Consider the following 672-nt stretch of genomic DNA (forward strand, 5'->3'; position numbering starts at 1 on the left):
GAGTATAACGGGTTTTGTTATTCGGCTGCTCAACAGTCCTTTAAGGGGATGTGAGTTTCCTTTACCTCAAGGAAAGACGCTTTTTATCGTTAAAAATGAGGAGGAACTAGTTAATTTTGAGGTGGCTCCAGCATTACCTCTTGATACTATTTATATTCCTTTAGCTGAGGGAGGTATTAACTTTGAGATAAGAGTTAATCAAGAAGCAGCTGTGGATGAGGAGATAATTTTATTATCTGAGTTGAATGAGGCTGGCTCTTCTATAGATCGTACTATTTATTTCAATACGCCTATGAATATAGGTGAATTGAGCATTGCTATTCGGGCTGAAAATGAAGAATGGAGCACTGAAGTCGTATCGATTGAAAGAGATCCTAAGAATAAGTTAAAGAATGTACCTAAAAAGAATCGTTTTTCATTATTATATAAATTTACCGTTTGTTTGGTGATTGCGGTAGGTCTTTTTATGGCTACCTTTTGGATGTGGAATGCACCGCAAAGACAAGTTGCAGAGCTTAGTTCATTGCTAGGTGTTGAAAAACAACAATTTCAAGTTTTATTAGGTCGAGATAACATTTTTTATATTGTGGCTAAAGATGAACGTAGTCACCTTTGGGCCTGTCTCTTATACACATCTCCGAGCCCACGAGACCAGGTACTTCATCTGGGGGG

General features: G+C 37.9%; 1 protein-coding gene. It reads left to right on the plus strand.

The window, feature by feature from the left end:
- On the plus strand, positions 1-672 hold a 672-nt coding region (locus ACNQ0T_RS23170; RefSeq protein WP_417930384.1), incomplete at both ends, for a PrgH/EprH family type III secretion apparatus protein.

The organism is Enterobacter cloacae complex sp.6700776 (assembly GCF_048284255.1).
GTDB lineage: Bacteria > Pseudomonadota > Gammaproteobacteria > Enterobacterales > Enterobacteriaceae > Enterobacter > Enterobacter intestinihominis.